The sequence below is a fragment of the Pseudomonas sp. Yb2C2 genome (assembly GCF_052112325.1).
Classification (GTDB): domain Bacteria; phylum Pseudomonadota; class Gammaproteobacteria; order Pseudomonadales; family Pseudomonadaceae; genus Aquipseudomonas; species Aquipseudomonas marginalis.
This window is the reverse complement of sequence record NZ_JAVAJK010000017.1, coordinates 26,234-48,990: the sequence shown is the minus strand read 5'-3', so window position 1 is coordinate 48,990 and position 22,757 is coordinate 26,234. Positions and strand designations below refer to the sequence as shown.

Genomic DNA, 22,757 nt, shown 5'->3' with positions numbered 1-22,757 from the left:
TGTGGTGAGGGAGCTTGTGCCCTCACCACAAATCCCCTTAGAACTGCTCGCGCGGATTGAACGCGGCTTTTTTGGCCAGCTCCTGCCACAACGCTTTCACGTCGTCATCGCCTGCCGGTGGCATCACCGCCTTGAGCTGCACGTACAGGAAGCCGCGCTGCCCGGCCTTGTTCAGCAAACCATGGCCCTTGGCGCGCATGCGCTGGCCGTTCTGGCTGCCGGCCGGCACCTTGAGGTTGATCTTGCCGGTCAGGGTCGGCACGGCCACTTCCGCGCCCAACGCCAACTCCCACGGCGCCAGCGGCAGGTTGATGATCAGGTTTTCGCCATCCACTTCGAACTTGGGGTGCGGCGCAAACTTGACGATCAGGTACAGGTCACCGTTGGCCCCGCCGCCAACACCCGGTGCGCCCTGGCCTTTGAGGCGAATACGCTCACCGTCGGCGACACCGGCGGGGATCTTCACGTTCAGGCTCTTGGTGGTGTTGCTGACATGCCGGCCCGAGGCGTCGTATTGCGGCACCTGGAAGCTGATCTGCTTGGACTCGGTGGACAGTGTCTCTTCGAGGAACACCGACAGCTGCATCTCCACGTCCTGGCCTTTACGCCCGGTTGGACGACGCTGGCCGCCACCGAACGCGTCGCCACGCCCGCCAAAGATCGAGCTGAAGAAGTCGGAAAAATCCTCGGTGCCCTGGCCACCGCCAAACCCGCCACGGCTCTGCCAGCCTGGCGGGCCCTGGAACGGCTGGCCATGTTGGCCGTATTTGCGCAGTTCGTCGTATTCGGCGCGCTTGTCGGCGCTTTTAAGCGCTTCATAGGCTTCGGACGCGTCCTTGAACTTGGCTTCGGCGTCTTTTTCCTTGCTCACGTCCGGGTGATATTTGCGCGCGAGCTTGCGATAGGCAGCCTTGATTTCCTTGTCATCGGCGCTCGGCTCGACACCCAGAATCTTGTAGTAGTCTTTGAAATCCATCGGCGGTTCACCATCCTTAATCGAGATCGCACAGCCCGGGGCACAACGTGCGCTGGTTTGCACCTGTTGAGTCTTGTGGCCTGGGGGTGCGTCAAAGTGTTATCGGCGCTTGCCGTATGCACCAGATGTGGGGGCGAATGCCGAACTTTCAAGCACGATTTAACGGATGGTCGGCCTACGCATCCGCCCTCGACTGGCATACACTGCGCGGCCGTTTTTCAACCGGAACCCGATAGACATGAAAAACCCATCCCCAGCCCGTGCCTGCGGTATCGACTTCGGCACGTCCAACTCCACCGTCGGCTGGATCCGCCCCGGCATGGAAACGCTTATCGCGCTGGAGGACGACAAGATCACCCTGCCGTCGGTGGTGTTCTTCAACTTCGAGGAGCGCCGCCCGGTCTACGGTCGCCTGGCCCTGCACGAATACCTGGAGAACTACGAAGGCCGGCTGATGCGCTCGCTCAAGAGCCTGCTGGGTTCCAAGTTGATCAAGCACGACACCAGCGTCTTGGGCACGGCGATGCCGTTCACCGACCTGCTGGGGCTGTTTATCGGCCAACTCAAGAGCCGCGCCGAAGCCACCGCCGGCCGCGAGTTCGAAGAAGTGGTGCTGGGCCGCCCGGTGTTTTTCGTCGATGACGACCCGATGGCCGACCAGGAGGCCGAAAACACCCTGGTCGACGTAGCGCGCCAGATCGGTTTCAAGGACATTTCGTTCCAGTACGAACCGATTGCCGCCGCGTTCGACTACGAGTCCACCATCGAGAAGGAAGAACTGGTACTGATCGTCGACATCGGCGGTGGTACGTCCGACTTCTCGCTGGTGCGCCTGTCCCCGGAGCGCCGCCACAACGACAACCGCCAGGACGACATCCTCGCCACCGGCGGCGTGCACATCGGCGGTACCGACTTCGACAAGCAACTGTCCCTGGCCGGCATCATGCCGCTGTTCGGCTACGGCAGCCGCATGAAAAGCGGCGCCTACATGCCCACCAGCCACCACATGAACCTGGCGACCTGGCACACCATCAACTCGGTGTACTCGCAGAAATCCCAGCTGGCCCTGGGCAGCATGCGCTATGACATCGAAGACACCGGCGGCATCGACCGCCTGTTCAAGCTGATCGAACAGCGCGCCGGGCACTGGCTGGCCATGGAAGTGGAAGAGACCAAGATCCAGCTCACCCACGAAGACAACCGCCACGTGCTGCTGGACCGCGTTGAGCCGGGGTTGAGCGTGGACCTGAGCCGCGCACTGTTCGAGTCGGCCATCGATGGCTTGCTGGAGCGCGTGCGCAACAGCGTGACGCAGTTGCTCACCGATGCTTCGGTGGCGGTGGCCCAGGTGGACACGGTGTTCTTTACCGGCGGTTCCAGCGGCATCCCGGCGCTGCGCCACAGCATCTCGGCCATGCTGCCGAATGCGCGGCATGTGGAGGGGAATATCTTCGGCAGTATCGGCAGTGGTTTGGCAATTGAGGCGAGTAAGCGCTACGGCTGCTGAGTTTCACCTGAAATACCGTGGTGACTTCATCGGGGGCAAGCCCCCGATAGGCATAAGTATCTACACATCTTGAGCCGAACCCCCTGCGTAGCAGCTGTCGAGCCTAGGCGAGGCTGCGTCGGCGGTGTGTCAGACGCGCCGCAAACGCAGCCTCGCCTAGGCTCGACAGCTGCTACGCGTTATCCTACTGAAGTTGTGTAGATACTTATGCCCCGATAGGGCCCGCCCAGGCAAAACACGCCTTAAACCATCCCGCCGAGCTTCAGCTCACTCTTCAGATACGCATAGTAAATCGGCCCCGCCACCACCCCCGGCAAACCAAACGCCGCTTCAAACACCAGCATCGCCAGGAGCAATTCCCACGATTTTGCACTGATCTGCCCGCCGACGATGCGCGCGTTGAGGAAGTACTCGACCTTGTGGATCACGATCAGATACCCCAGCGCCGCCACCGCCACCCAGATCGACAGCGACAGCGCGACGATGGTGATCAGGGTGTTGGACATCAGGTTGCCGATCACCGGCAACAGGCCGAGCAGGAAGGTCAGCACGATCAGGGTCTTGGTCAGCGGCAGGTGAATGCCGCACAACGGCAGCACCACAGCCAGGAAGATTGCGGTAAAGACGGTGTTGAGCGCGGCGATCTTGATTTGCGCGAAGACGATGTTGCGAAAGGCTTGGACCAGCAGGTGCAGGCGGTCGAACAGTGCGGCGGCCAGGGGCTTGCGTTTGGTCAGGTCAGGCACCCGCTGCAGGGCGATGATCGCGCCGAGCACCATGCCGATCAGCAGGGTGACGAACATGTGGGCGGCGTCTTTGCCGACCAGTTGCAGTTCGCTCAGGTGCTTGCTCAGCCAGTCGCCGATAGCCACGCGAAACTCGGCCGCGCTGGCGGGCAGGTAGGCATCAAGGAACGGCGGCAGTTGACCACGCGCGCGGTCGACCACGCCCATGAATTTATCCAGGGAGGCGCCGGGGTTTTCCGCTTCGTGAAGCAGGAAGCTGATGGCGCCGGCGAAGATCAGGGCGAGCACGCTGACGATCAGGGTGCCGAGCAAGGCCACCGCCAACCAGCGCGCGCGGCGCCCTTCGATCAACCGTTGCAGTTGGGGGGTGAGCATGTTGACCAGTTCATAGACCAACAGGCCGGCCAGCAGGCTGGGCAGCAACTTCAGCGGCAATACCAGCAGCAACCCGCCGAAAATGATGATGTAGCTGGCCAGCAATAACACGTGACGCTGAGAAAACGTTGGCATACAGCCTCAAAACGAACGGCGTTAAAGGATGTGTAGGAGCGAGGGGGACGCCTAGTTCTTGCTCGCGAAGGTCGCCAACGATAACGCGTTTATTCTGAATAAACGCGGGGTAATTGCGTTCTTCGCGAGCAAGCTCGCTCCTACAGGGGGGCTGTGTACGAGTGTCGCAGCCTTCTATGGCCCGGGGCTATTATTTCTTCAGACAAGTGCTCATAAAGGTCTTGCGCGCATCGCCGGTCAGCGCCTTGGTTTTGGCGTCGGCATTGCAGTCCTTCATCTTCTGCTGCTGCGGCGTGAGCGTCTTCGCATCATTGGCCGCCGGGGCCGACAGGCAGGTCTTCATGAAGGCCTTGCGCTCGTCGCCCTTGAGCGTCTTGGTGGTGGCTTCGGCATTGCAAGTGGTCATCTTGTTTTGCTGGGCGGTGGCGGCGAAGCCCTGGGAACACAGCAGCAGGCCCATCATCAACAACGGAATACGCAGCATCTTCATGGAGTTTTCTCCCTGTTACCGTGCCGGGAGGCACGGCCTACCCAGCAGTGTAGCCAAACCTTGTTACATCTTCATCGGCTGCGAATATTCGTCCGCCGGTACTGCTCCGGGGTGCAGCCGGCCTGGCGTTGGAACATCGCGATAAACGCCGAGGCGCTGCTGTAGCCGAGGTCAAACGCCACATTTTGCACACTGCGCTCGCTGTCGAGGGCTTCGATGGCGGCGAGGTAGCGCAAGCGCTGGCGCCATTCGCCGAAGCTCATGCCCAGCTCGCGCACAAACTGCCGCGCCAGGGTGCGCTCGCTCACATGCACCTGCTCGGCCCAGTGCGCCAGGGGACGGTTGTCAGCGGGGTCGGCCTGCATGCCTTCCAACACGCCGAGCAGCCCGGGGTGGCGGGCGTAGGGCAAAAAACCCTCGTGGATCGGCGCCTGCCTGAGCTGATCGACCAGCACCTGGGCCAGGCGAATATCGGCGTCGGAGTGCGGGATGTTGACGTCACGCTGGGCGAAGTCGCTGAGGATGGCCTTGAGGATGTCGCTGATCGCCAGGGTGCAGGGCTGCTGGGGCAATTGCTCGCAGAGCGGCGGCGAAAGGCCCACCGAACGGTAGACAATCGCCTCGGCGTTGTAGGAACTGTGTTCGGTATTGGGTGGGATCCACACCGCGTATTGCGGTGGCGACATAAAGCGGTTGCCGGCCACTTCCATGCGCATTACGCCACTGGCGGAGTAGTCCAGCGAACCCCAGACATGCTGGTGCGGGGTGCACTCAGTGTCGGGGGCAAAGTCGGAGTAACGGAAGTACACGGGGCTTGGCAGGCTGCCAAAATCCGCAAGGCGTACGGTGTGTCGGGCCATATTGTCTGGATACAGAGGTCGTTTGTCTGGATCGCAGTATAGGCTTCGATCCAGACAAGGGATAATCCTGGCTCATCAACACATCTGGTTTCTTTCGATGCAATACGCGTATCCCCTGCTGGCCATTTTTATCTGGGCCGGCAATACCGTGGTCAACAAACTGGCCGTGGGTTCGATCTTCCCCGCTGAAATCGGCTTTTACCGCTGGTTACTGGCTGCATTGCTGTTTACACCGTTCATGCTCAAGCCGGTCATCACCCACTGGCCGCTGATTCGCCCGAACCTGGGCAAGATCGGCATCCTCGGCGTGCTGGGCATGGCGGTGTACCAGAGCCTGGCGTACTACGCCGCCTCGCTGACCAGCGCCACCAATATGGGCATCATCCTGTCGTTGATGCCGTTGATGGCCTTGACGGCGGCCATCATCAGCCTGGGCCAGCGCCTGACCTTTGGCGCGCTGACGGGTGCGGTGCTGTCGTTCGCAGGGGTAGTGGTGGTGGTGTCGGCCGGCAGCCTCGGCGCGCTGCTGCAGCACGGCGTGAACCTGGGCGATGCGATGATGCTGGTCGCGACCCTGGCGTACGCGGTCTACAGCACCCTGTTGAAAAAATGGCAACTGCGCCTGCCGCCGCTGGTGCTCCTGTATTTGCAGGTGCTGGTGGCGGTGGTGGTGCTGTTTCCGCTGTTTCTGTTCTCGGCAAAAGCCGGCCTGGGCTGGACGAATATTCCGCTGGTGCTCTATGCGTGCTTGCTGGCTTCGATGCTCGCGCCACTGGCGTGGATGCATTCGGTGAAGACCCTGGGACCCAGCCGCACCACGTTGTTTTTCAACCTGCTGCCGTTGATTACCGCATTGATTGCGGCCGTGGTGCTCAGGGAAGAATTGGCGTTGTATCACCTGGTGGGCGGTTTGCTGACGTTGGGCGGGGTGATTTTGTCGGAGCGCTGGACCACACCGGTCCGCCGCCAGGCTTAAACCCCGGCCGCCTTCAGGCGCTGGGCATGCTCGACGAACAGGCGGATAGGCTCGGCGCCCTTGCCGACCAGGCCCATGGATTGGTTGACGATATCGAAGTGGTCCAGGGCGTAGTCATCGCCGATCACCCGCCCCAGGTGCGAGCTGCAGCGCCCGACCATACCGTCGCACTGGCCCTTCTCGCGCACGAAGCTGCGGGCAAACAATCGGCAACTGCGATTCGTCCCGTCCAGCAGGTTGCGTCCGCGATCGGTCTTGCCCGGTTGCAAGGTGCCGGACCATGAGTAGTAGCGCACGCCATTGACCACCTCCGCCCCGTGCCCGCCCCAGGTGTGCGGCAACCCTTGGGGATACTTGCGGTTGAACAGCGCCACACCTGCGCTGGTCAGGGAATGGTGGGACGCCTGCAAGTCCGCCTTGAAGCGCGGGCCGCGATAACCGGTTTCCAGCAGGCTCATCAGCGTTGCAACCAGATGAAACATTGCGCTCATCAGCCGCCCCTTCACGCTGTCGGCCGGATAATGGGCGTGGATATGGTCCGCCAGTTCCGAACCGTGGTTGGGCCCGGCCACCGACGTCACCGACGCCACCCACTCCGGGCGCGTGGCCGCCGCATAACGGGCGGTCAGCGCGCCCTGGCTATGGCCGATCAGGTTGACCTTGTCGACGCCGGTCTCAAGGCGAATCCGCTCGATCTGCGCCAGCAGCTGCTCGCCACGCACCTCGCTGGAGTCCAGCGGCGCCACCTGGATGGGAAACACCTGCGCCCCACCCGCCCGCAATGCCGGGACAATGCCGTACCAGTAAGGGAAAAACCCCAGGCGCACGAACCCGAGCATGCCGGGCACCAGCACCAAGGGATAACGCGTGGCTAACGACTGCGACATGAAGCGAACGTCCTTGATCAAGAAAGGATGATGGCAGGCTAGCCCAATTCCGGCGACGCGCTGATGACACGCCTGGCAAATCCAATAAAACTTTTTGCAGCGCCCGTGACTCACAACTGGGAGCGATCACGCCGACAGAGCGTGGCGTAAAACCGGATTAGCCCCAGGAGATTGAGATGACTGAAGCAAACTTGACTGACGTTGCGACCCTGCGCAGCCGCGCCCGCCAGAACGTCGAAAACGGTGCCGTGACCGAGGGCTATGACGCCGACCGCGAAGAGATCATCCGCCTGCTCAACGGCTCCCTGGCCACTGAACTGGTGTGTGTGCTGCGCTACAAGCGCCACTACTTCATGGCCAGCGGCGTCAAAGCTGCCGTCGCAGCGCAGGAATTCCTCGAACACGCCACCCAGGAAGCCGAGCACGCCGACAAACTCGCCGAACGCATCGTGCAACTGGGCGGCGAGCCGGAGTTCAACCCGGACCTGCTGTCGAAGAACTCCCATGCCCAATACGTGGCCGGTAACAGCTTGAAGGAAATGGTCTACGAAGACCTGGTGGCCGAGCGGATCGCGGTGGACAGCTACCGCGAAATCATCCAGTACATCGGTGATAAGGATCCAACCACGCGCCGTCTGTTTGAAGAGATCCTGGCTCAGGAAGAAGAGCATGCGGACGATATGGCCGACATCCTCGAAAGTCTCTAAGCAGCGCAATTCAAAAAAATGTGGGAGGGGGCTTGCTCCCGATGCGTCGTTTCAGCCACTGCATCTGGTGACTGACACTCCGTCATCGGGGGCAAGCCCCCTCCCACATTGGGTTTGTGTTCTGTCCGTCAGCCTTTCACCGTCTTCGGCGCCTTGCCTTCCCTCATCTGCTGCAACAACGGTGCACACTGGTTCGGCGCATCGGCGCTCGGTGCCACCAGCGCCAACAGACCCGCTGCCGGGCCGGCGATCACACCCAGTGCCACCATGCCCGCGCCCCGCAGGGCCAGGGGAATGGCTTTTACACCCGCATTGGGCTTGATGAACGGGCCATTGACGTACAACGGCGAACGCAGGGAAAACAGGCGGAAGCCCTTCGATTCCGGTGTGACGGTCAAGTCCAACTGCTCGGTGGCCATGTTGGCGGTGCCATCGATATAGATGATCGCGTTCTCGGTATCGAACACAAACAAGCGCGTGGTTGCCAGGCCGGTCTTGATCCCGAAATCCGCCGCCGCGCAGTTGATCTTCACTTCCTTGTCGCCGAACAGGCGCCCCACCACATAGTTGCCGACGTTGAGCCCGGCAATTTCCATCAGGCCACGGCTGATGGCGCCGTCGTTGATCAGCATCTTCAGGTCACCGTTGGAGCTGCCCAGCAGCGCCGCAACGGAGTTACCGCGCCCGGAAAGATCGGCATCGCCGTTGAGTTCACCGAAGCTGGTTTTCATCGGTTCGAAGGTCGGGAACAACTGCTTAAGCTTGAAGTTGCGTGCAGTCAGTTTGGCGCGGCCTTCCATCGGTGTGGTGCGGCCATTCAAGCGGATCTGCGCATCCAGCTTGCCGCCGGCGACGCCGAATCGCAGCGGTTCCAGGCTCAGTTCGCCGTCGTTGAGCACCAGGTGGGTGTACAGGTCGTTGAAGGGCAATTCGGCACTGTGCACGATGCGTTTGCCGGTGAATTCCACATCGGCATCCATGTCGCGCCAGCGCTCGGTGCGGAACTCTTCCACCGGCAACACTTTGGTCGCCGGCTGTTTGCTCTCACCGCCACGCGCTTTTTGCTTGGCGTTGGAGTCGGCACCGATCAGGGGGGCGAGGTCGCTCATCAGCAATTGGTTGGACACCAACGCACCGCTGAGCTTGGGACGTGGCTGGCTGGCGACATAGGCGAGGTTGCCGTGAATATCGCTGTTGCCGATCTTGCCGTTGAAGTTTTCGTAGCTGAATGACGCGCCGCTGGCCTCGTGCAACTTGGCGATCAAGTGGCCGTCAGTGGAGTAGGCCGGCGAATCCGGCAAGGTGACGCCGGTCAGCGGGTAGAGGTTACCCAGGCTGCTGCCGGACAGTTTCAGGCGAAGGTCCAGGGCGCCGAGGTTCAACGGGTCGGTCAAGGTGCCCGCCAATGCGATGCTGGTATCGGCAATCTTGACCTGGGCTTGCAGCGGAAACGGCTTGGCCGCGTCCTGCAAGGCCAGCAGGCCGCCGATCTTGCCGCTGCCGTCGAGCCTCTGGCCGTGGTACTGGCCCTTGACCTTGAGGGCGAACGCATAGTCCTGGGGCGCGGAGCCTTTTTCCAGGGCCTTCCTGGCATCGGCGTCGCCGACGATTTCGCCGAACGGGATCGGCTTGCCCAGGGGGTCGATGATCACGTCCAACTGAGTCTTGAGGGTCTGGTCGTCGAGGGTCACGTGGCCCTTGTCGAACCCAATGGCGCCGATGTCCACCACCCAGTTGGAAGGTTCGGCGTCGGGGTCCTTGGGGTCGAACGTGAACGTCCAGTTGGCGCGGCCATCGGCCAGGCGCTGCAACTCGGCACTCGGTTCGGTGAGGTCGATACGGGGGATCACCACGCGCTGCACCAGCAACGCCAGCGGCGAAATACGCAGCTCGACCTTTTTCAGCGTGACCATCTGCGGTTTTTTTGACCAGTCGGGATTGCCCAGGGTCAGGTCCTCGGCAATCACATGGGGCCACGGCACCCAGGCGCGCCAGCCGCCTTCGTCCGGCTCACGTGCCCACACCACCGCCAGGTTGCCGTTGATGGCAAACGGGCGATGCAGTTCTTCGGAGACTTTGGCATTGAGAGGCGGTTTGATGCGGTTCCAGTCAAAGAACACCAGGACCAGTACCACCACAGCGATTAACACAACGAAGCTGGCGCAGCTCCACATGACGATTTTACGAGTGCGCGTCATTGCACAGGACTCCTGAATACGACCGGCTGAACCAACACCTGTAGGACAGCTTATAAAACTACGACTGGCAAACCGCTCGTGGGTTTAACCCAATCTCCGATTTACCCTTGAAAACCTGCTTTCCTGACCGTTTCGACAGATTCGATCATCCACGGCGCACCATTGTTACCCGCGTTCGTGTCGAAAATACCCACCTCGGTGCAAAACCGCGTGCTTGAGAGGCCCGATCTAGAGCCTCCCTGACGAACAATCAATTCTGTTGATTATTACCATTGTGTTTATGAACTTTTATATCGACTTATCGAGAGTAGCATTAGCTCCGTACTCACTTTATCGCCCTCCCAAGGAGCAACCCATCATGAAACGCCAAGTACTCGCTACCGTCCTGTTATCCATCCTGGCTTCCAGCGCCTTTGCCCTGCCAGCCGCCGAACAGGTTACCCCACAAGCCAAGGCTGACGCCGTTCACTTCAACCAGACCCTGGCCCGCAGCGGTTCGCAAGAAGACGAGAACCGTGACTACGCCAAAGGTGCTGTCGCTGAAAACGGTTCGGAACACGCCAACAAGCGTGCCTACACTGAAGGTGTTGCCGAAGGTGGCCGTGATCGCCTGGAACAGAAAGGCCTGGTTGAAGGTGGTGCGGAACAAGCCAACGAACGTGCCTACACCGAAGGTGTTGCCGAAGGTGGTGCTGATCGCCTGCAAGAACTGCATCAAGCTCAGAGCTGACCTTGTGGTGGCCCAGAAAAAAGCCCGATCTGCCGACCGGGCTTTTGACTTTTTGTAGCGCCTGTCACGCAACACTCCCCACCTATTCCCCGCCAAGTTCGACGTCAATGAAGCTGTTTTGCTAGAGTGCGTCGCTGTACTTGCCGACAAAGCCCGCCCGCCCATGCTGCCCCGTGCCGAACAGAAGCAACAGACCCGCCTCGCCCTGATGGACGCTGCCCGCCATCTGATGGAGTGTGGCCGTGGGTTTGGCAGCCTGAGCCTGCGTGAAGTGGCCAAGACCGCAGGCATTGTCCCCACCGGCTTCTATCGCCACTTTGCCGATATGGACCAGCTTGGACTTGTATTGGTGAGTGAGGTGGGCCAGACCTTTCGCGCCACCATTCGCCTGGTGCGCCACAACGAATTCGTGATGGGCGGCATTATCGATGCCTCAGTGCGGATTTTTCTCGATGTGGTCTCGGCCAACCGCTCGCAATTCCTGTTCCTGGCCCGCGAGCAATACGGCGGTTGCCTGGCGGTGCGCCAAGCCATCGGTGCCCTGCGTGAAGACATCACCCGCGACCTGGCGGCCGACCTGACCCTGATGCCCAAGTTGCAGCACCTGGACGCCGATGGCCTGCATGTAATGGCCGACCTGATCGTCAAGAGCGTGTTCGCCACCCTTCCCGACATCATTGACCCACCGGCCCAGGCCTTGCCTGCCCACCTCACGCCCCAGGCGAAAATCACCCAGCAGCTGCGCTTTATCTTTATCGGCCTCAAGCATTGGCAAGGCCTGGGCAGTACGGAGTAAGCCGGCTAGCCCGCCGAGTGAAAGCGCTTGGCGGTACTGTAGTTCTTGTTCCAGTAGCGATTGTTCAGCGAGTCGATTCGCACCGTCTTGCCGGCGCGCGGCGAATGAATGAATTTGCCCTCGCCTATATAAAGGCCGACATGGCTGACCTGACTGCGCCCATTACCTTTGAAGAACACCGCATCCCCAGGTTTGAGCGCGTTACGCTTGATCGTCATGGCGTTTGAACGGTGCATCGCCGCCGTGGTGCGGGGTATACGGATATTGGCTTCGGTCCTGAACAGGTAGACCAGCAAGCTGCTGCAGTCGAAGCCCTGCTCCACCGTGTTCCCGCCCCATTTATACGAGGTACCCAGCAATTGATGGGCGCGGTCGATCACATTGTCGATGGCTGGGCGTTTTTGCAGCGACTGCAGGGGCGTCGCGATCTCGAGAGGGGCTACCCCGCGCGGCTTGATATTGGCCGAGGACGAGGGAGTGACCAGGTAAAGACTGAAAATGAATAAACACACAATTGATTTGAACATACTGGAACTCGCCGTGGATGTTTAGCACGGCGCAAATCCTAACGGTCTGGCGCGTAAGCAGATGAACGCCGAATCCTTACATCCAGTAGGACAAATCCGAAAATTCCATATACGAAAAAAACGGAAGGAACTTGATGTGATAAACACCACTCGCCAACAAAAAACGCCCCATTTAAGTGCTCAATATCCGACAGAGCACCAACATTAAGCACTCGCAGTACTCAGCCCCGCCCTATTCAGTGGCATCTCCTCGCGCACCGACAGAGAATTCCTACATCAATACCTGATTGGCAAGCCCCTTGCTCTAGCACTTCCATCGCTCATAGCTGGAAGCTTCCTGATGCTGGTGATCCACCGCCGAATCGCCCCCCAAGCCCTCTGGGCCGCTGAGCTGCTGCTGAATTTCGAAGCACGCAGCAAGAGCCGCCTGCGCTGTTTCAGTGCCGACGGTGAAGACGTCGGCCTGTTTCTGGAGCGCGGCCAGCCGCCGTTGCACGATGGCGAATTCCTGCAAGCCGAAGACGGACGTGTCGTACGCGTGTGCGCCCGCCCTGAACACCTGTTGCATGTCACCTGCAGCAACGCCTTTGAACTGACCCGCGCCGCCTACCACCTCGGCAACCGCCATGTGGCCTTGCAAGTGGGGGATGGCTGGTTGCGCCTGCTCGACGACTACGTGCTCAAGGCCATGCTTGAGCAACTGGGCGCCCACACCGAAACCATCGAGGCGCCGTTCCAACCGGAACACGGCGCCTATGGCGGCGGCCACCACCACTCCCGGCATGGCGATGAAGATTTCAACTACCCGCCCAAGCTGCATCAGTTCGGCGTACGTCTATGAACCCAGCCTGGGCGCTGTTGCGTCTGGCCAGTCCGCAATTGCCGATTGGCGGCTACAGCTATTCCCAAGGCCTGGAAATGGCCGTGGAGAACGGCCACGTCAACGATGCCGCCAGCGCTCGGCGCTGGATCAGCGACCAATTGCTGCTCAACCTCGCGCGCTTCGAAGCCCCGCTGTTGCTCGCCCATTGCCGCGCCGCTGCAGAGCAGGACTGGCCAGCGTTGGCGCAGCTGTGCGAAGCGCATCAAGCCAGCCGCGAAACCCGGGAGCTGTATCAGGAAAGTCGGCAGATGGGTTATTCCCTGCAGCAGTTGCTCAATGGCCTGCCGGAACTGGACAGCGACGCCCGCAGCTTCCTGGAGCAACGCCGCGAACCGCACTTGGCCCTGGGCTGGGCACTGGCCGCGCGCGCCTGGGCGATCAGCGCCGACGACGCCCTCGCCGCCTGGCTCTGGAGCTGGCTGGAAAACCAATTGGCCGTGCTGATGAAAACCCTGCCTCTGGGCCAGCAAGCCGCGCAGCGCCTGACCAGCGAGCTGCTGCCCCTACTGCAACAGGCCCAGCACGACGCCGTCCGCATCGACCCCCACCATTTCGGCAGCGCCGCCTTCGGCCTGTCCCTGGCGAGCATGGCCCACGAGCGCCAGTACAGCCGCCTGTTCCGTTCCTAAGGTTTTTTTGGAGAATCAGACATGAACACACAACCCCTGCGTGTCGGTATCGGTGGCCCGGTCGGCTCCGGCAAGACCGCCCTGACCCTGGCCCTGTGCCTCGCGCTGCGCGATCGCTACAACCTGGCGGTGGTCACCAACGACATCTACACCCGCGAAGACGCCGACTTCCTGGTGCGCAACCAGGCCCTGGCGCCGGAGCGCATCATCGGCGTGGAAACCGGCGGCTGCCCGCACACGGCGATTCGCGAGGACGCCTCGATCAATCTGGAAGCGGTGGACCAACTCAACCGCCGCTTTCCCGGCCTGGACCTGATCCTGGTGGAGTCCGGCGGCGATAATTTGTCGGCCACCTTCAGCCCGGAGCTGTCGGACCTGACCATCTATGTGATCGATGTGTCCGCCGGCGACAAGCTGCCGCGCAAGGGCGGGCCTGGTATTTGCAAATCCGACCTGCTGGTGATCAACAAGATCGACCTGGCGCCGCTGGTGGGCGCGTCGCTGGAGCTGATGAACAGCGACACCCAGCGCATGCGCAACGGCAAACCCTTTGTGTTCAGCAACCAGAAAACCGGGGTAGGCCTGGAAGAAATCGTCGCCTTCATCGAACGCCAAGGCCTGCTGACCGCCGCCTGATCAACCCATAAGGAACCTGTTTATGAACCTCAATAAATTCCTCGCAGCCGCCGCCCTGTTGCTCGCGCCCGCCCTGGCCTTCGCTCACCCTGGCCACGGCGACAACGGCCTGGTGGCCGGTATCAGCCACCCGCTGGGCGGCCTCGACCACCTGCTGGCCATGGTCGCGGTCGGCCTGTGGGCCGCGCAACAAAAGGGTGCCGCGCGCTGGGCCCTGCCGTGCACCTTTGTCGGCACCATGCTGATGGGCGGCGTGCTGGGTTTCGAAGGGCTGCAATTGCCCGCACTGGAAAGCGGGATCGCCGCCTCGGTGCTGGCCCTGGGCCTGGCGGTGGCACTGGCGGTGCGTCCGCCGTTGTTCATGGCCATGGGTGCGACGGCGTTGTTTGCGTTGTTCCATGGTGTGGCCCATGGCTTGGAGCTGCCGGACATGTCGAGCCCTTGGGCGTATGCCGCCGGCTTTGTCGGCGCGACCGCTGCACTGCACGCGGCCGGGTATGCGCTGGTGCGCTGGTTGCCGGCCGCAGCGGCACCGTTGGTGCGGATTGCCGGAGCGGCTTCGGCGGCGACTGGGGTGTGGCTGCTCGCCAGCTAAACGTCGCAAGCTGCAAGCTGCAAGTAAAAGCCGAACCGCTCTTACTTGCAGCTTGCAGCTCACAACTTAAAGCTGCCCCTCTGCTACCATGCGCGCCTACACCCCTGCCGTGACGACGCCAGCCGATGCCCATCGCTCCAAGCTCCGCCCCCCAGCCTTCGTTGAATGCCGTGCTCACGCACTTCCACACCCTGATCGTGCCGCTCTGGCAGGGCCCGGGCTGGAATGCCGAATTGGCGCTGCCCTATGAGGCGCTGGACGCCGATCACCGCCCACTGCCCCCGCAACGCTACCGCGCCATGGCCTGCGCGCGGCAGTTGTACCTGTTCGCCAGCCTGATCGGCGAGCCAGGGGCGGCCTTCGCTGAAGAGCGCGCGGCGGTGCTGTTCCGCTCCCTGCAACGGCATTTCCACGATGCCGAACACGGCGGCTGGTTCTACAGCGTCGACCCCGCCGGCCAGCCGCTGGACAAGCGAAAAGACCTCTACACCCACGCCTTCATCATCTTTGCCTGCGCCCATTACTGGGCCAAGGTGCGTGAACCGCTGGTGGAATCGGTGCTGAACGCCGCCCTCGAAGTCGTGGCCCAGCGCTTCGCCACCGAAGAGGGCCTGTACGAGGCGGTGCTGGAGCGCAACTGGTCGTCCCTCCAGTCCGGCCCGCTGCAAAACCCGTTGATGCACCTGGCCGAAGGTTTCCTCGCCACACTTGCGGTGCGCGAGGATGCCCCTGTGCAAGCGGCCCTGCTGGCCTTGGCGACGGCCATGCAGCAGCGGTTCATCGACCGCCGGCACGGCGTGATGATGGAAAAGCCGCTGGGCGCTGTGGATAACTGGTTTGAGCCGGGGCACCAGTTCGAGTGGTTCTTTTTGCTCGAATCGTCGCCCGTGCTGCGCGGCACCCCGCTGCATGCGTCACTGACGCGGGCGTTTGCCTACGCTGAGCACAAGGGTGTGGACGGCGCGACCGGAGCGGTTAGCGGCATGTTGGCGCTCGACGGCAGCGTGCGCGACGGCACCCAGCGTATCTGGGCCCAGGCCGAGTACCTGCGGGCACTGACCTTGCGCCCTGGCAGTGAGGCGGTGCTGCAGCGCCAACTGCTGGCGCTGCAACAGCATTTCCTGCATGAGAAAGGCTGGCATGAATGCCTGGATGCCAACGGCGCGGTGAGCCGACGGGATATGCCATCGACCACACCGTATCATTTGGCAACCTGCTACCAGGGGCTGATCCAGCATCTCGGGTGACCTGCTGGGCCTCATCGGGAGCAAGTCGAATCGTCGCACCGCCCCTCCCACATTGGACCGTGTTCACACATTCAGATTTGTGAATACGGTCAAATGTGGGAGGGGCGGTGTGACGATTCGCCAAGCCCCCGATGGCAGCAACGTGGTCTAGAGCCTTACTTGGCCCCCCGCTCAATCGCAAACCCAGCCCAGGTCTGGCTCACCGGCATCAGTTCCAGGCGGTTGATGTTGACGTGCGCCGGCGTGTTCAGCACCCAGAAGATGGTGTCGGCAATGTCCTGCGGCTGGATCGGCTCGGCACCGGCGTAGGTGGCGTCGTAGCGCGCCTGGTCACCGCCGAAGCGCACCAGGGAGAACTCGCTTTCGCACAGGCCCGGCTCGATGTTGGTCACACGCACGCCGGTGCCCTGCAGGTCACAGCGCAGGTTCAAGGAGAACTGCTTCACGAACGCCTTGGAACCGCCATACACATGGCTGCCCGGGTACGGGTAGCTGCCGGCGATGGAGCCCAGGTTGATGATCCCGGCGCCACGACCATGGGCGATCAGGCGCGGCAGCAGCAGGCTGGTGGTGGTCAGCAGGCCTTTGATGTTGGTATCGACCATGGTTTCCCAGTCGTCGAGGTCGCACTTGGGCGCCGGGTCAGTGCCCACGGCCAGGCCGGCGTTGTTGATCAGCCCGCGCAGGGTGGCGAACGATGGCGGCAGGTTGGCGATCGCGTCTTCCATGCCTTTGCGATCCCGTACATCCACCACCAGGCCGTGCACTTCGGTCTGCTTGGAAAGCTCCTCGACCAGCGCATTCAAACGCTCGGCACGACGACCGGTAAGCACCAGTTTCCAGCCGGCCTCGGCAAACCGACGGGCGCAGGCTTCGCCAAAACCTGAGGTGGCGCCAGTAATAAACAGCGTGTTGGACATGGTGTTCTCCTTGCGGGCATCGGGAAAAAAATCAGCCAGCAGAATGCCCTTACGCCGCGGTTGCGGCAACCGCCATGCACAGAACTTCATGCACGACTGGTCATTTTTTAATCATTCAGACCAAAGCCTTATGAACCGTGGCTTGCAGCCATATGCGCGCAGGTTATCCACAGCTGCGCCCACAGTCTCTGGGGGCAAGTGCAAAACGCTTCAGGCCGCTGTGTACAAGGCTTCCAGGCGATTTTAGAAAGTTTTTTGCTTGACCTGGACGAAGGCGTATGTAGGCCCAGGGGCAGCGGGACAAATCGAGCGATGGCTCCAGGCCAGTCATTCCGGCCTCTGCGGCCGTCTTTCCAGAGTTTAGTCACAGACTTATCCACAGGCGGGCGGGACATATTTCAGTCATATACCTGTGTCTTTAAACAGGTTGACAAACCCCTCGATCAGCCGCGAAAAAGCCACTGATCAAAAAACAACCACACCGCTGAAAGCCACGTTTTTAAAGGCGTCCAGCCAGCTACTCCCACCTTACCCACAGCCGGTTCCACAGTGGATGGGGACAAGTCAAAAGTGTGACAAAACAGGGATTTGCGGCGGCTATATGTCGCGCTTTGGAGGGGGGCTGGATTTGTTTTCCACAATTTGGGATCGGTCTTGCAGGCGACACAAAACAAATGTGAGAGGGGGCTTGCCCCCGATGGCGGTGTGTCAGTTTCAGGTGTGCTGACTGATACAACGCCATCGGGGCAAGCCCCCTCCCACAGGGGTACTGCGTCGTTATTTAGATCAGTGGCCACCGAGGTAAGCGTTGCGCACTTCCTCGTTCACCAGCAGCTCCTTGCCGGTGCCTGTGAGGCGAATCTCACCGTTGACCATCACGTACGCCCGATCCGACAAACGCAGTGCATGGTTGGCGTTCTGCTCCACCAGGAAGATGGTCATCCCGGTGGAGGCCAGCTCGCGCAGGGTGGAAAAGATCTGCTTCACCACAATCGGCGCCAGGCCCAGGCTCGGTTCGTCCAGCAGCAACAGCTTGGGTCGGCTCATCAGCGCGCGGGCGATGGCGAGCATTTGCTGCTCGCCACCGGACATGGTCATGGCGCGCTGGTTACGTCGCTCCTTGAGCCGTGGGAACAGCTCGAACATGCGTTGCATATCTTCCTGGGCGAACTTGTCGCCAATGGGGATGGTGCCCATCAGCAGGTTTTCCTCGACGGTCATGTCGGGGAACACCCGCCGCCCTTCCGGCGACTGTGCAATGCCGTTGGAGGCAATGTAGTGGGACGACTTGTGGGTAATGTCGACGCCGTTGTAGAGGATCTGCCCCGACTCGGCCCGTGGCTGGCCGAAGATCGACATCAGCAGCGTGGATTTACCCGCGCCATTGGAGCCGATCAAGCTGACGGTTTCGCCTTCGTTGATGTGCAGCGAGACTTTTTTCAGGGCCTGGATCGGGCCATAGAACACGTCCAGGTCCTTCATTTCGAGGATAGGTGCACTCATACCAGCTCCTCTTCGTCGGCGCCCAGGTAGGCGGCAATCACTTTCGGGTCGTTGCGGATCGCTTCCGGCCCGCCTTCGGCAATCACGTTGCCGTGGTCCAGCACCACAATGTGGTCGGAAATACTCATCACCATGCCCATGTCGTGTTCGATCAGCACCACCGTCAGGTCGTGTTCGTCGCGCAACAGGCGAATCATCGCGCTGAGGGCTTCGGTTTCCTGGGGGTTGAGGCCCGCTGCCGGTTCGTCCAGGCAGATGATCTGCGGCCGGGTGCACATGGCGCGGGCGATTTCCAGGCGGCGCTGCTGGCCGTAGGAAAGCTCACCGGCCAGGCGGTTGGCGCAGTCCACCAGGTCCACCACTTCGAGCCAGTAGAACGCATGGTCGAGGGCATCGCTTTCGGCCTTGCGGTAGCCCTTGGTGTTGAGGATGCCCGCCAGCATGTTGCGGTTGACCCACATGTGCTGGGCCACCAGCAGGTTTTCCAGCACCGACATTTCCTTGAACAGGCGAATGTTCTGGAAGGTCCGGGCCAGGCCGGCGCGGTTGACCAGGTGGGTGCCGCCGAACATCTTGTAGTACACCCGGCTCAAGAAGCTTTTTGGCGACACGAAGTCGACCGCCTTGAAGCGCTCGCCGAGCAGCTGGATCACATTGGTCTGCTTGCCGCGGATGTTCAGTTCGATCTTGCCGCCGCTGGCTTTGTAGAAGCCGGTGAGGCAGTTGAACACGGTGGTCTTGCCGGCTCCGTTGGGGCCGATCAGGGCGAAGATCGAGTTGCGTTCGACCTTGAGGCTCACATCGCTCAAGGCCTTGATGCCACCGAAGTGCATCATCAGGTGTTCCACGGAGAGGACGACTTCCTTGCTCATGGCGCTACCCCCTTGCGCGGTGTCACACCGGTGCGGCTGATCCGGATCAGGCCGCGCGGTCGCCAGATCATCATCACCACCATCAGCACGCCAAACAGCAGCACGCGGTATTCGCTGAAGCTGCGCAGCAGTTCAGGCGCGACGGTCAACACGAACGCGGCAATCACCACGCCGACCGTCGAGCCCATGCCGCCCAGTACCACGATGGCCAGGATCAGCGCCGACTCGAAGAAGGTGAACGACGACGGGTTGACGAAGCCTTGGTAGCTGGCGAAGAACACCCCGGCCAAACCGGCAGTGGACGCGCCAATGGTGAAGGCCGAGAGCTTGACCAGCACGTGGTTCAGGCCCATGGAGCGGCAGGCGATCTCATCTTCGCGCAAGGCTTCCCAGGCGCGGCCGACCGGCATGCGGGTCAGGCGGTGCTTGATGTACAGCACGGCCAGCACCACCAGGAACAGCACGATGTAGATGAACATGAACTTGATATTGGGGTTGTAGTCGATGCCGAAGAACTCGTGGAACGGAACCCCGCCCTCCTTGGCCTTGCGCCCGAACTCCAGGCCCAGGAAGGTCGGCGAAGGCACCGGCATACCGTTGGGGCCGCCGGTGAACGAGAGCCAGTTGTTGAGCACCAGGCGAATGATTTCACCGAAGCCCAGGGTCACGATGGCCAGGTAGTCACCGTGCATTCGCAGCACCGGAAAGCCGAGTATGCATCCCGCCAGCGCCGCTGCGATGGCTGCCAGCGGCAACACGCTCCAGAAGCCCAGGCCGAGGTATTGATAACCCAGCGCCAGGCCGTAGGCGCCGATGGCGTAGAACGCCACGTAACCCAGGTCGAGCAGCCCGGCCAGGCCGACCACGATGTTCAGGCCCAGGCCCAGCAACACGTAGATCAGCCCGAGGATCACCACGGTCAGCAGGTACTTGTTGGCGAAGATCGGGAACACGATGGCGATCACGATCAGCGCCGGGATGATCCAGCGCAGCCGCGACTTGTAGTCCGGTGGCAGTACATGCACGCCGGAGCCGCTGCTTTCGAAGCCCTGCAGAATCTTCAGGCCCTTGGGGGTTTGCAGGAACAGGCTGAGGGCAAAGCGCCCGGCCATCACGATGGCGACCAGGGTAGCCACACGGGCCGGTTCCAGGTTGAAGCTGTAGCCGTCGAGGACCACGCCGACGATCGGACCGAACACGATCAACGAAATCAGCCCGGCAAGGACCGTATCGACCACACTTTTCTTGATATCGATGGGTTTGGCAGCAGACATGTTTACACCTTAGCCACGAGTGGGCGACCAAGCAGGCCCTGGGGACGGAAAATCAGAATCACCACCAGCAGGGAGAAACTGAACACGTCTTTGTAGTCGGAGTTGATCAACCCCGAGAACAACGACTCGGAAATACCCAGGATGATCCCGCCCAGCATCGCCCCAGGCAGGGAACCGATGCCGCCGAGTACCGCTGCGGTAAACGCCTTGATGCCGATGATGAAGCCGGCGTAGAAGTCGAACGTGCCGTAGTTGAGGGTGATCAGCACGCCGGCCAGGGCCGCCATGGCGGCACCGATGACAAACACGTAGGAGATCACGCGGTCGGTGTTGATCCCCAGGATCGAGGCCATCTTGCGGTCTTGCTGGGTGGCGCGGCACATGCGGCCGAGCTTGGTGTACTTGATGATGTAGGTGAGCAACGCCATGCCGGCAAACGCCGCCACGAGGATGAAGACCTTGGTGTACGTGAGTTGGACGAACCCACTGCCGATGTCGACGCGCCAGGCGCCGGCCAGCAGGGTTGGAATGCCTTGTTGTTTCGCGCCCTGGGCGATCTGCGCGTAGTTCTGCAGGATCAGGGAGATGCCGATGGCGCTGATCAGCGGAGCCAGGCGGGTGGAGTTGCGCAGCGGTTTGTAGGCGACCCGTTCGATGACCCAACCGTACACGCCGGTGACGACCACGGTGAAGATCAGGGTGCCGAGAATGAGCAGCGGGAAGGATTCGATGCCGAAGTAAGCCAGCAGTGCCAGACTGATCGCCGCGAGGTAAGCGGAAATCATATAAACCTCGCCGTGGGCGAAGTTGATCATGCCAATGATGCCATAGACCATTGTGTAGCCGATGGCGATCAGGCCATAGACCGACCCGAGGGTCAGGCCGTTGACCAGTTGCTGCAGGAAAATACCATCCATAACGCAATCTCACGCGGTGAGCACCTGCACACCAGTCGGTGTGCGGCGCTTCTGGAGGAAAAGACAGATCTCAATAACAACGCTGTCCCAATGTGGGAGGGGGCTTGCCCCCGATGCGGTGGGTCAGCTGAACAACTGTTGACTGACCCACCGCTTCGGGGACAAGCCCCCTCCCACATGGATTACTTCTGCTTTTCCAGCTGGTGGTATTTGCCGTCTTTATCCCACTGGTAAACCACATAGTCGGAGACTTTCAGGTCGCCCTTCGCGTCCCAGGTCTTCTCGCCCATCACGGTTTTGACCGGGTGCGCTTTCAGCCATTTGGCCGCGTCTTCGCCCTTGTTGGACTTGGCGCCGTTGAAGCCGGCGGCCAGGGCCTGCAGCGAGGCGTAGGCGTACAGGGTGTAGCCCTCAGGCTCGTAGCCGGCCTTGCGGAACTCTTCCACCACGGCCTTGCTGTCTGGCAGCAGGCGCGGGTCGGCGCCAAAGGTCATGTACACGCCATCGACGTATTGCGCGCCGCCAGCGGTGGCCACCAGTTCATCGGTCACTACGCCGTCATCGGACATGAACTTGACGTCCTTCAGGCCCGCTTCACGAATCTGGCGAACCAATGGACCGGCTTCCGGGTGCAGGCCACCGAAGTACACGACGTCGGCGCCCAGGGAGCGGATTTTGGTGACCAGCGCACTGAAGTCCTTCTCGCCACGGGTCAGGCCTTCTTCCAGCACCGGCTTGACGCCGCGCTTGGTCAACTGGGCAGCGGTGGCGTCGGCCAGGCCTTTGCCGTAGGTGTCCTTGTCGTTGATGACGGCGACTTTCTTGCCCTTGAGCACGTCGACGATGTAGTCGCCGGCGACGATGCCTTGCTGGTCGTCACGCCCGCACATACGGAACATGGCGCCCAGGCCGCGCTCGGTCACTTGTGGGTTGGTAGAGCCTGGGGTGATCGCGATGATGCCCGCTTCGTCGTAGACCTCGGAGGCCGGAATGGTGTTCGACGAGCAGAAGTGCCCGACTACGCCAATCACTTTGTCCTGGTCAGCCAGGCGGTTGGCCACGGCAACGGCCTGTTTCGGCTCACAGGCATCGTCGCCTGCCACCAGCACGACTTTCTCGCCATTGATGCCACCGGCCTTGTTGATCACCTCGGCTGCCGCCTGGGCACCCTTCATGTACTGCTCACCGAACGAGGCGTTGGCGCCGGTCATCGGCCCCGCAACGCCAATCTTCACATCAGCTTGAACAAACGTAGAAACACCCAGCGCCGCTGCAACGGCGAGGGCCAGAAAACCTTTCTTGTAAAACGTCTGGGACATGAGTGGTGCTCCGATATTTTTGATTTTTGGCACGACAACTTGCGTTCAAACT

General features: G+C 61.4%; 23 protein-coding genes. 10 read left to right on the top strand and 13 right to left on the bottom strand.

What is annotated here, in order from left to right; translation table 11 throughout:
- Positions 1–37: 37 nt before the first annotated feature.
- Positions 38–976: a DnaJ C-terminal domain-containing protein gene (locus tag Q8X51_RS22335; protein WP_027607722.1), complete on the bottom strand. Its 939-nt coding sequence runs from the start codon at positions 974–976 to the stop codon at positions 38–40.
- A 238-nt stretch (positions 977–1,214) separates the two neighbouring features.
- On the opposite strand from Q8X51_RS22335, the gene Q8X51_RS22330 reads away from it, so the two are divergent.
- Positions 1,215–2,483: an Hsp70 family protein gene (locus tag Q8X51_RS22330; protein ID WP_407693596.1), complete on the top strand. Its 1,269-nt coding sequence runs from the start codon at positions 1,215–1,217 to the stop codon at positions 2,481–2,483.
- A 242-nt stretch (positions 2,484–2,725) separates the two neighbouring features.
- On the opposite strand, the gene Q8X51_RS22325 is transcribed toward Q8X51_RS22330, so the two are convergent.
- From Q8X51_RS22325 to Q8X51_RS22315, 3 genes are all read right to left on the bottom strand, one after another.
- Positions 2,726–3,739, bottom strand: coding sequence for an AI-2E family transporter (locus tag Q8X51_RS22325; protein ID WP_065925593.1), 1,014 nt, complete (start codon positions 3,737–3,739; stop codon positions 2,726–2,728).
- Positions 3,740–3,929: 190 nt separating this feature from the next.
- Positions 3,930–4,229, bottom strand: coding sequence for a PsiF family protein (locus Q8X51_RS22320; protein WP_024073127.1), 300 nt, complete (start codon positions 4,227–4,229; stop codon positions 3,930–3,932).
- 71 nt (positions 4,230–4,300) lie between these two features.
- Complete coding sequence (locus Q8X51_RS22315) at positions 4,301–5,089, bottom strand: AraC family transcriptional regulator (protein WP_065925595.1); 789 nt, start codon at positions 5,087–5,089, stop codon at positions 4,301–4,303.
- A 97-nt stretch (positions 5,090–5,186) separates the two neighbouring features.
- Here Q8X51_RS22315 and Q8X51_RS22310 point away from each other — a divergent pair, with 97 nt between their 5' ends.
- Positions 5,187–6,065, top strand: coding sequence for a DMT family transporter (locus Q8X51_RS22310; RefSeq protein ID WP_065947143.1), 879 nt, complete (start codon positions 5,187–5,189; stop codon positions 6,063–6,065).
- On the opposite strand, the gene Q8X51_RS22305 is transcribed toward Q8X51_RS22310, so the two are convergent.
- The gene (locus tag Q8X51_RS22305) at positions 6,062–6,952 is read right to left on the bottom strand and encodes an esterase/lipase family protein (protein ID WP_407693595.1); all 891 of its coding nucleotides are present in this window, start codon (positions 6,950–6,952) and stop codon (positions 6,062–6,064) included. The two genes, Q8X51_RS22310 and Q8X51_RS22305, sit on opposite strands and share 4 nt — an antisense overlap.
- A gap of 176 nt (positions 6,953–7,128) precedes the next feature.
- Here Q8X51_RS22305 and Q8X51_RS22300 point away from each other — a divergent pair, with 176 nt between their 5' ends.
- Positions 7,129–7,659, top strand: coding sequence for a ferritin-like domain-containing protein (locus tag Q8X51_RS22300; RefSeq protein WP_027607715.1), 531 nt, complete (start codon positions 7,129–7,131; stop codon positions 7,657–7,659).
- A gap of 128 nt (positions 7,660–7,787) precedes the next feature.
- On the opposite strand, the gene Q8X51_RS22295 is transcribed toward Q8X51_RS22300, so the two are convergent.
- Positions 7,788–9,857 carry an AsmA family protein gene (locus Q8X51_RS22295; RefSeq protein ID WP_407693594.1) on the bottom strand — a complete coding sequence of 690 codons (2,070 nt, stop codon included), beginning with the start codon at positions 9,855–9,857 and terminating at the stop codon, positions 7,788–7,790.
- Between the two features lie 358 nt (positions 9,858–10,215).
- Here Q8X51_RS22295 and Q8X51_RS22290 point away from each other — a divergent pair, with 358 nt between their 5' ends.
- Positions 10,216–10,587 carry a hypothetical protein gene (locus tag Q8X51_RS22290; RefSeq protein WP_065925601.1) on the top strand — a complete coding sequence of 124 codons (372 nt, stop codon included), beginning with the start codon at positions 10,216–10,218 and terminating at the stop codon, positions 10,585–10,587.
- A 163-nt stretch (positions 10,588–10,750) separates the two neighbouring features.
- Positions 10,751–11,383: a TetR family transcriptional regulator gene (locus tag Q8X51_RS22285; RefSeq protein ID WP_017526383.1), complete on the top strand. Its 633-nt coding sequence runs from the start codon at positions 10,751–10,753 to the stop codon at positions 11,381–11,383.
- Between the two features lie 5 nt (positions 11,384–11,388).
- On the opposite strand, the gene Q8X51_RS22280 is transcribed toward Q8X51_RS22285, so the two are convergent.
- Entirely contained in the window at positions 11,389–11,910 is a 522-nt protein-coding gene (locus Q8X51_RS22280; protein WP_065925603.1) for a C40 family peptidase, read from the bottom strand.
- Positions 11,911–12,250: 340 nt separating this feature from the next.
- Here Q8X51_RS22280 and ureE point away from each other — a divergent pair, with 340 nt between their 5' ends.
- The 5 genes from ureE (at position 12,251) to Q8X51_RS22255 (ending at position 15,900) form a co-directional block, all read left to right on the top strand.
- Positions 12,251–12,751: an urease accessory protein UreE gene (gene ureE / locus Q8X51_RS22275; protein WP_065947138.1), complete on the top strand. Its 501-nt coding sequence runs from the start codon at positions 12,251–12,253 to the stop codon at positions 12,749–12,751.
- Positions 12,748–13,422 (top strand): urease accessory protein UreF, encoded by a 675-nt coding sequence (locus Q8X51_RS22270; RefSeq protein ID WP_065947137.1) that lies wholly within the window; start codon positions 12,748–12,750, stop codon positions 13,420–13,422. Before ureE ends, Q8X51_RS22270 begins: the two co-directional genes overlap by 4 nt.
- A 21-nt stretch (positions 13,423–13,443) precedes the next feature.
- Entirely contained in the window at positions 13,444–14,058 is a 615-nt protein-coding gene (ureG, locus tag Q8X51_RS22265) for an urease accessory protein UreG (RefSeq protein WP_012721947.1), read from the top strand.
- A 22-nt stretch (positions 14,059–14,080) separates the two neighbouring features.
- A complete protein-coding gene (locus Q8X51_RS22260; protein ID WP_065947136.1) occupies positions 14,081–14,653 on the top strand; it encodes a HupE/UreJ family protein in 573 nt (190 codons plus the stop codon).
- A 125-nt stretch (positions 14,654–14,778) separates the two neighbouring features.
- Positions 14,779–15,900, top strand: coding sequence for an AGE family epimerase/isomerase (locus Q8X51_RS22255; RefSeq protein WP_407693593.1), 1,122 nt, complete (start codon positions 14,779–14,781; stop codon positions 15,898–15,900).
- A gap of 155 nt (positions 15,901–16,055) precedes the next feature.
- On the opposite strand, the gene Q8X51_RS22250 is transcribed toward Q8X51_RS22255, so the two are convergent.
- The 6 genes from Q8X51_RS22250 to Q8X51_RS22225 all read right to left on the bottom strand — a co-directional run bounded on the left by Q8X51_RS22250 (position 16,056) and on the right by Q8X51_RS22225 (position 22,705).
- Entirely contained in the window at positions 16,056–16,820 is a 765-nt protein-coding gene (locus tag Q8X51_RS22250; protein ID WP_053134501.1) for an SDR family oxidoreductase, read from the bottom strand.
- 786 nt (positions 16,821–17,606) lie between these two features.
- On the bottom strand, positions 17,607–18,323 hold the full coding sequence (locus Q8X51_RS22245) for an ABC transporter ATP-binding protein (protein ID WP_024073112.1): 717 nt from the start codon (positions 18,321–18,323) through the stop codon (positions 17,607–17,609).
- Positions 18,320–19,195, bottom strand: coding sequence for an ABC transporter ATP-binding protein (locus tag Q8X51_RS22240; protein WP_027607703.1), 876 nt, complete (start codon positions 19,193–19,195; stop codon positions 18,320–18,322). The genes Q8X51_RS22245 and Q8X51_RS22240 overlap by 4 nt, the downstream gene beginning before the upstream one ends.
- Positions 19,192–20,469 (bottom strand): high-affinity branched-chain amino acid ABC transporter permease LivM, encoded by a 1,278-nt coding sequence (gene livM, locus Q8X51_RS22235; RefSeq protein WP_027607702.1) that lies wholly within the window; start codon positions 20,467–20,469, stop codon positions 19,192–19,194. The genes Q8X51_RS22240 and livM overlap by 4 nt, the downstream gene beginning before the upstream one ends.
- Positions 20,470–20,471: 2 nt before the next feature.
- Complete coding sequence (locus tag Q8X51_RS22230; RefSeq protein ID WP_003236186.1) at positions 20,472–21,386, bottom strand: ABC transporter permease subunit; 915 nt, start codon at positions 21,384–21,386, stop codon at positions 20,472–20,474.
- 182 nt (positions 21,387–21,568) lie between these two features.
- Positions 21,569–22,705 carry a branched-chain amino acid ABC transporter substrate-binding protein gene (locus Q8X51_RS22225; RefSeq protein ID WP_027607701.1) on the bottom strand — a complete coding sequence of 379 codons (1,137 nt, stop codon included), beginning with the start codon at positions 22,703–22,705 and terminating at the stop codon, positions 21,569–21,571.
- Positions 22,706–22,757: the final 52 nt, after the last annotated feature.